Source organism: Amycolatopsis sp. NPDC051102 (genome assembly GCF_040682815.1).
Lineage (GTDB): Bacteria > Actinomycetota > Actinomycetes > Mycobacteriales > Pseudonocardiaceae > Amycolatopsis.
The window spans coordinates 83,595-89,768 of record NZ_JBFBBT010000031.1; the positions used below are offsets into that span (position 1 = coordinate 83,595).

7 protein-coding genes are annotated in these 6,174 nt (G+C 70.6%); 1 reads left to right on the top strand and 6 read right to left on the bottom strand.

The annotated features are described in order from the left end of the window. Window positions 1-2 precede the first annotated feature (2 nt). The 4 genes from AB0M93_RS44840 to AB0M93_RS44855 are packed head-to-tail and all read right to left on the bottom strand — an operon-like array spanning window position 3 to window position 3,317. Window positions 3-221, bottom strand: coding sequence for a hypothetical protein (locus AB0M93_RS44840; RefSeq protein WP_364286284.1), 219 nt, complete (start codon window positions 219-221; stop codon window positions 3-5). After that, on the bottom strand, window positions 218-1,378 hold the full coding sequence (locus AB0M93_RS44845; protein ID WP_364286286.1) for a hypothetical protein: 1,161 nt from the start codon (window positions 1,376-1,378) through the stop codon (window positions 218-220). Before AB0M93_RS44845 ends, AB0M93_RS44840 begins: the two co-directional genes overlap by 4 nt. Before the next feature lie 21 nt (window positions 1,379-1,399). Beyond that, window positions 1,400-2,869 (bottom strand): hypothetical protein, encoded by a 1,470-nt coding sequence (locus AB0M93_RS44850; protein ID WP_364286287.1) that lies wholly within the window; start codon window positions 2,867-2,869, stop codon window positions 1,400-1,402. A gap of 10 nt (window positions 2,870-2,879) precedes the next feature. Next, window positions 2,880-3,317 (bottom strand): hypothetical protein, encoded by a 438-nt coding sequence (locus AB0M93_RS44855; protein ID WP_364286289.1) that lies wholly within the window; start codon window positions 3,315-3,317, stop codon window positions 2,880-2,882. Between the two features lie 420 nt (window positions 3,318-3,737). On the opposite strand from AB0M93_RS44855, the gene AB0M93_RS44860 reads away from it, so the two are divergent. After that, entirely contained in the window at window positions 3,738-4,148 is a 411-nt protein-coding gene (locus AB0M93_RS44860; RefSeq protein WP_364286291.1) for a hypothetical protein, read from the top strand. A gap of 53 nt (window positions 4,149-4,201) precedes the next feature. Here the strand turns inward: AB0M93_RS44860 and AB0M93_RS44865 are convergent, their stop codons facing one another. Then, entirely contained in the window at window positions 4,202-5,506 is a 1,305-nt protein-coding gene (locus AB0M93_RS44865; RefSeq protein ID WP_364286293.1) for a hypothetical protein, read from the bottom strand. 422 nt (window positions 5,507-5,928) lie between these two features. Further along, window positions 5,929-6,174 (bottom strand): hypothetical protein (locus AB0M93_RS44870; protein WP_364286295.1); only part of this gene is annotated, 246 nt, incomplete at its 5' end.

Consider the following 6,174-nt stretch of genomic DNA (forward strand, 5'->3'; position numbering starts at 1 on the left):
AATCACGTGTTGCTCGCTGTCTTCAGTGCAGCCAGGTCTGCTTCAACCCTCCGCAGACGTTTCGTGATGAGCTCGACGGTGTTCTCCAGCTGAGCAAGTCGCGCGACGTCCACTGAGGACGCGTCGGCGTCGGCGTCGGCGTCGGCGTCGGCGGGAGTGAAAACCCGAGCGGCGACGGCGGAGGCGTCGAGGTCAGGCTCGGGGATGTCGGCGGAGGTCATCGCGTCTTCCTGGGCGTCTGCTCCTGGACGGCCGCCGGGGGAGCAGCGGCTGTGGTCGAACTAGTGCCCTTCGCGGCTGCGTGGCCTTCTGCAGGGGTCACTACGTGCCGGGCGGCTTCCAGGGCTTCGGCACCTTCGGTGTCCGCGATGACGAGAGAGTCACCCGGAGTTGGCTCCGGGGTCTGCTCGGTCGGTGGCTGCTCGGTCGGTGACTGCTCGGCTGCGGGGTCGTTCGTCGCCGCCTGTTCCTGCTCGGCCTGTGTTTTACCCGCCGCCGGTTCCTGCTCGGTCGTCTGCTGCCCGGCGGCTGCGGGGTCGTTCGTTGCCGCCTGTTCCTGCTCGGTCGTCTGCTGCCCGGCCTCGGTGTGGCTGTTGTAGTCGCGCTGAGCCTCGGTCAGGGCATCGAGTTCGCGGCGGTACGCGGCCTCGGCCCGCTTGACGCGCCCCTCGGCCTTCCGGACGTGTGCGCCACCGCGCCGGACTTCCTCGTCCGCTCGCCGGGCGTTGTCGTCGGCCCTCTGGAGCTGCCACTTCGGGGCTTTGTTGTCGAGCGCCTCGGCGAACTCGTCGTGCTTGAGCACGGCCTCCTTCTTCAACCACTCCAGTCGCCGCTCGGCCTCGCGGAGCTCGCCGATCGCCTCGCCAACGTCGAGCTTGGCGCGCTCGGCACGGCCTTCGAGCTGGCCGATGCGGTTGCGGCGTCGCTCTTGCTCTCGGGCGGCCATCTCGGCCTCGCGCTGCCGATTGCGCTCATCTATCTTGGCGTCGCGTACGGCCGCCTCCTGGCGCCGCTCCTGCTTGTCGGCCGCCCGCCGCTCCTCGATCTTCCGATCACGATCGGCCTGGTCCTGGCGGCGTTCAGCCTTATCGGCTTCCCGCCGTTGCTGCAGGACCTGGTCGCGGTCGGCTTGGTCCTGGCGGCGTTCAGCCTTGTCGGCCTGCCGCTCTACCTGGCGTTGCTGGTCGCGTTCTTCCTGCCGCTGCAGCGCTTCCCGTCGTTCCTGCTGACGCTGCAGATCACGCATCTCCTCGAGGTGCTGGCGTTCGATCGCGTCCCGGCGGAGGCCGTAGAGCTGCGCAAGGGTCGTCGTGGCGGTGGCGACCTGGGTGACGTGGCCGCCGGGGATGAGGTCGGGCAGTTCTTCCGTTCTGGTCATGGTGGTGCCCCCTGGTGCGGTTCAGCGGCGGCGGGGGACCTCCGGCGGCGCGGTCGGTGGCCGGGAGATCGTCGCCCTGGCGGCGCTGTGGTCGGCTCCGGCCCTCGCGGGCTGGCGCCTGACCGGCTGCGGTTCAGCCGGTCGGTGGCTGGTGAGCGCTCGGCGGGCTTCCAGGACACGCTCGCGAGCGGTGACGGCGGCGTGCGCGGCTGCGCGCCGGTCGGCGAGTTCGTGCCAGGCCTCCACCTGCACTAGAACCGACGCTACCGCGATCACGACGCGAGCGGCGGTATCGTCGTCGCGCTCGTCGCCGCGGTGCGACCTCAGCAGCGCACCCGTGGCCACCCGGAGATCGCGAGCCATCTCGGTGGCCGGGCCGCGCCCGAGCGCCGGCATGACGGGCATCTCCGCGGCGAGGCGGCTGGCGCGCTCGGCCGCTTCGGCGGCCGCGCGGAGTTCGCCGAGCTCGGTATAGGCCGCGGCAGCGTGGAGGACTTCGCGAACAGCCTTGCCGATGAGCGCGAGTTCGGCGTCGGTCGGATCGTCCGGCCCGGTCGCTGCAGCTCGTTCGAGCGCCGACACCGCGGCCGAGATCGACTCGGGGGAGTGGTCCGCTGGGTTCGCCCATGCGGCGCGCAGTTCGGGCAGGCGCAGCTCCGGAGCGAGCTTGCCGAGGTTGTAGAGGATCGGCTGCCCAGCGCTGTCCGCGCGGACACCGACGCGGTAGTCGACGATCTCGCCCGCCTGGTCGCGCTGCTCGGCGACGGTGATGCCAGCCGCGCGGAGCCGATCGGCGAAGACGTCTTCGCTGCCTGCTTCCAGTGCCACGACGGTGCACCAGTGCCGCAGCTGCGCGGTGTCGGGAAGGGCGTGCGGGTCTCCGCCGGCCTTGTGCTGTTCGACCTTCGCCCGGCTCGCTTCGGCCTGGTGGTAAGGCCTGCGGCTGGTGCCGTCAGCGTGCCCGGTCGGGGTCAGCGTGAAGCGGGCTTCGTACTCGTGCCGCATACTTTCCCAGGCCCGGGTGTAGTTGATGTAGCCGACATCGCTTCCGTCTTCGCGGATGCGCGAGAACGTGATGTGGATGCTGTTGTCGTCGTGTCGGACGGCGATCCAGCGGACGCCGGCCTCGTCGTCCGGGCCTTTCCAGAGTCCGGCCCGGCGCATCGTGGTCTCAGCGATTTCGCTCCATTGCCCATCGGTGAGCACCGGGTCGTCGTGGCTGTTGGCGACGATGAGGTGCCCGGTCCGGCCGGTCTTCGACCGTCCGGCGAGCCGGGCGGGGACGTCAAGCGTGCGCGCTATCGCGCGGATGGACTGGCCGCCGTCGGCGCGCTGCTGAGGCACGTGTAGTTCGGGTAGGCCGTCCCAGCTGGCGATGGTGCGCGGGTTGACGTGCACGGTGCCGCCGCGCTCCGGTCCCTTGCCTGGCCCGTAGAGGTAGGCCAGCAGGCCGGCGGTGTGCGAGCCGCGCGGGGCTTCCTTCACGATCACCGCGCGCTCCCTACTCCGGGTCGACCAGGTCGAGCAGCCGGGCGGTAACCCGGTCGTGTTCGGCGAGCTGGGTCAGCAAGTACTGGCGGGCGGCGTCGTTCGCCGCGGCGGTCGGCGGGTTGCCGGAGTTCGCGCCGGCTGCGAGCTGGTTGAGTGACCCGGCGGCGTTGGCCAGCAGGCGCCGCAACTGCATCTGCTGTTCGACGACTTGGCGGAGCAACGCGACCTGCTCGCCGTTCAAGCCGTGCCCGTCGGCACCCGAGGTGACGCGGTAGCGGCCGGTGGCGACGGCCAATGCGGACTTCGCGATGAATGTGACAAGGGACTGGCCTCGCGCGTCCGCGGCCTCTTGGATCATGACCAGTTCGGACGGGGCCCAGTCGATTGGTCCGGTGCGTTCGGTGCGGCGTTCGCCGTCCAGGCGCTCTCTGCGTCGCGTTGTCGTCATGCCGGACCTCCCCAGGGACGTGGTGTCTATTTTGCCACAACCGCCGCCGCCCATGTCCGGTTTTCCTATGGAAAACCCTATCTTGCTCCTGAGCGGAGCGCTGACGGCGCGAGGGCGCCCCTGCGAGGGCGGTTGGGCGGCGCTCGATGCGCCGGGCAACCGCAGGCCACCCGGGACCGTCGTCAACAAGACGGCGCCCGGCGCACTGCCTTCGCACCGCGCCGGCCGCGTTCGGCCGTGGCAGCCAAGGTGCGCCGCCCTGCGAGGGTGATTGCCTGGCGCTCGATGCGCCGGGCAATCACAGGCACACACCGGAACGGAATTCCGCCGAGTTGACTTGCCGGTGGCGCACTGGTCGCCCCCGTAGCTGACTCTCGGGTCCCGGGCCTGTTGCCGCGGATGCACGTACGGTGGAGCGGCATGGGGACTGACACCACGCTTGACGCAGCCGCTGCGCTGCAAAAGGAGAAGGCGGCTGCGCGGATGCAGCTGATCACGCGGCTTTACAAGGCGACAGAATCCGCGGTGCAGCTCGACGAGCTGCTGACGGACGCGAAGCGGGTGCGGAAGGCCGCGCCACCCGACTTAACCGGGCCGCTGGACGAAGTGGTCGAGGCCGCCACGCGTGCGGCCGCGGCGGCTGGGCAAGCACGAGCGGCCGCCTGGAAAGACGCGACGGCGGGCGGCTGGGCTGCCCGGGAACTTCGTCAGCTCGGCATGTCCCCCGTTCGTCCCCGCCGCGACAACACGGCCGACCGCGGCACGCCTGGATCGTCAGCGTCGGATGGCCAGAGAACGGCGGTGCCGTCCGCGGACTCCGGCCAGCGGTGATTCAGGCGGCATCGCGCGCACCGGCGGCGTGATTCATCGTGGGCAGGTTTGGCTCACGGCCTCTTCGGACGACTGCCGGGGGATGGCGCGGATGAGCCGGGTTCTGGCTCGGCGGCTGCGCGCCTCGCTTCGAGCTGCTGCCGAAGTCCCTCAATGACCTCGTCGCGAGCGCTGAGCGCGCTCCGCAGGTCTGCAAGTTGGACCGCGTGGTCGGCGCGTAGTTGTTCGCGGTCGGCGCGACCGTCTCGCCGGATCTCGGTCACCTCGGTGCGGTGTTGTTCGCGGACGTCGTGGAGTTCGGAGCGGAGGTTCTCGACGGTCGTCCGGTCTTCGGCGGCCGCTCGTTTGACGCTTTCCAGCTCGGTTTCGGCACGAGTCTGGGCGGTGCGCGCTTCCGATGCGTCCTGGTTCGCGGCCCGGACCTGGGCCTCCGCCTCCGCACGAACGCGGGTCATCTCCGCGTCCGCATCCCGCTTCGCGGCGGCCACTGCCTGCGCGGCGTCCGTGCGGACGCTTTCAACGCTGGCCTCGGCCTCTCGGCGAATCCGTTCTACTTCGGCAGCCGATTCGACCCGGATGCGCTCGGCCTCGCTCTTCGCGGCGGTCTCGCTGGCGGCGGCAGCCTCGGCGGCGCGGTTGGCGTTCTCAACCTTGGCTGCAGCGTCCGCACGCGCACTTTCGACTTCGGCGGCTGCGGCCGCCTTCGCGGCTTCGACTTCGGAGGTTGCCGCCGCTTTCGCGGCCTCGATTTCCGCGGCCGCATCGACTTGGATGCGCTCGGCTTCGGCAACGGCATCGGCAGCCGCGGCATCGGCCTCAGCCCGCGCGGTGGCCTCCTGTTCGGCGCGTGCCTCGGCCTGCCGCCGGCGGCGTTGCTCGCCGGTCAGCTCCCGTTGCGCCTCGGCCACCTTCGCGTTGGCGTCCTGGCGGACCTCTTCGACTTCTGCCGACGCGGCCTCGACGTCACCGGCTGTCGCGGCATCGGCGACCAGATCCCGCAGGTAGTCCATAAACTCCTGCATCCGCCGCGGAAGATCCGACAGCTTCATGTCGACTCCGATGTGAGCCCGCGTCTGCGGCGCGGTGGAGTCGTGCGGATCGACGGTGTCGAGTGCAGCCTGCTCCCGGCCGGTGGCCGTTGTGCCGACGAGGACTCCCGCCTTCTGCCGCCGGTTGCGTTCCTTCCACGCGTTGCCCTTGGAGTGAAGCGGGCCCGAGCCGTCTTTCGCGTAGCAGTACTTCGTGGGGCGTCCGGTGTCCGGGTCCGGCGCGGTCGGGCGGCTGCACTCGCTCGGGTAGTCCCCGCCGGGGTACTGGCAGGTACTCGAAGCGTCTTCGCCGCGCTCTCCATCGCTCATGCGGAGAGACGATACGCCTTAAGTATCTTATGTGTCCAGTCAACGGTGTCTTTAGTTCCGTATCCGCTACTAAACTAAAGACACGTTAGTCACTTAACCGCCTGATTCAGATCTCCCTCCGGCCGATACGAGCTGCATCACGACGTGCTCCTCGACGAGTGGGTCGCGGGGTCGTGTGACCTTCCGATCGGAACGGTGGAGATGGGGGGGCCTTGACCCGGTGGCGGGCGGCCGGCCGCGGGGTGAGGCGAGCTCCGCTCGACATTCCCCGGGGCCGCGGAACCACGACGGGGTGGTGACGCGCCCCGGCGGCGGCCGCAGGCCGGCGCTCGATGCGCCGGGCTGCGGACATCCGCTCACGCGCGAAAACCCGGGGGCCGGGTCGTCTCCCGGCCCCCGGGAAGTCGGGGTAATTCGGCTGGCTACTGCTCGTCGGCGTCCGGCTCGTCCGCGTCCGGCTCGTCGGCGTCGTCGGCCTCGTCGGCGTCGGCCTCGTCCGCGTCCGGCTCGTCGGCCTCGTCGGCGTCGTCCGCGTCGTCGGCCTCGTCCGCGTCCGGCTCGTCGGCCTCGTCGGCGTCGTCCGCGTCGTCGGCCTCGTCCGCGTCCGGCTCGTCGGCCTCGTCGGCGTCGTCCGCGTCGTCGGCCTCGTCCGCGTCCGGCTCGTCGGC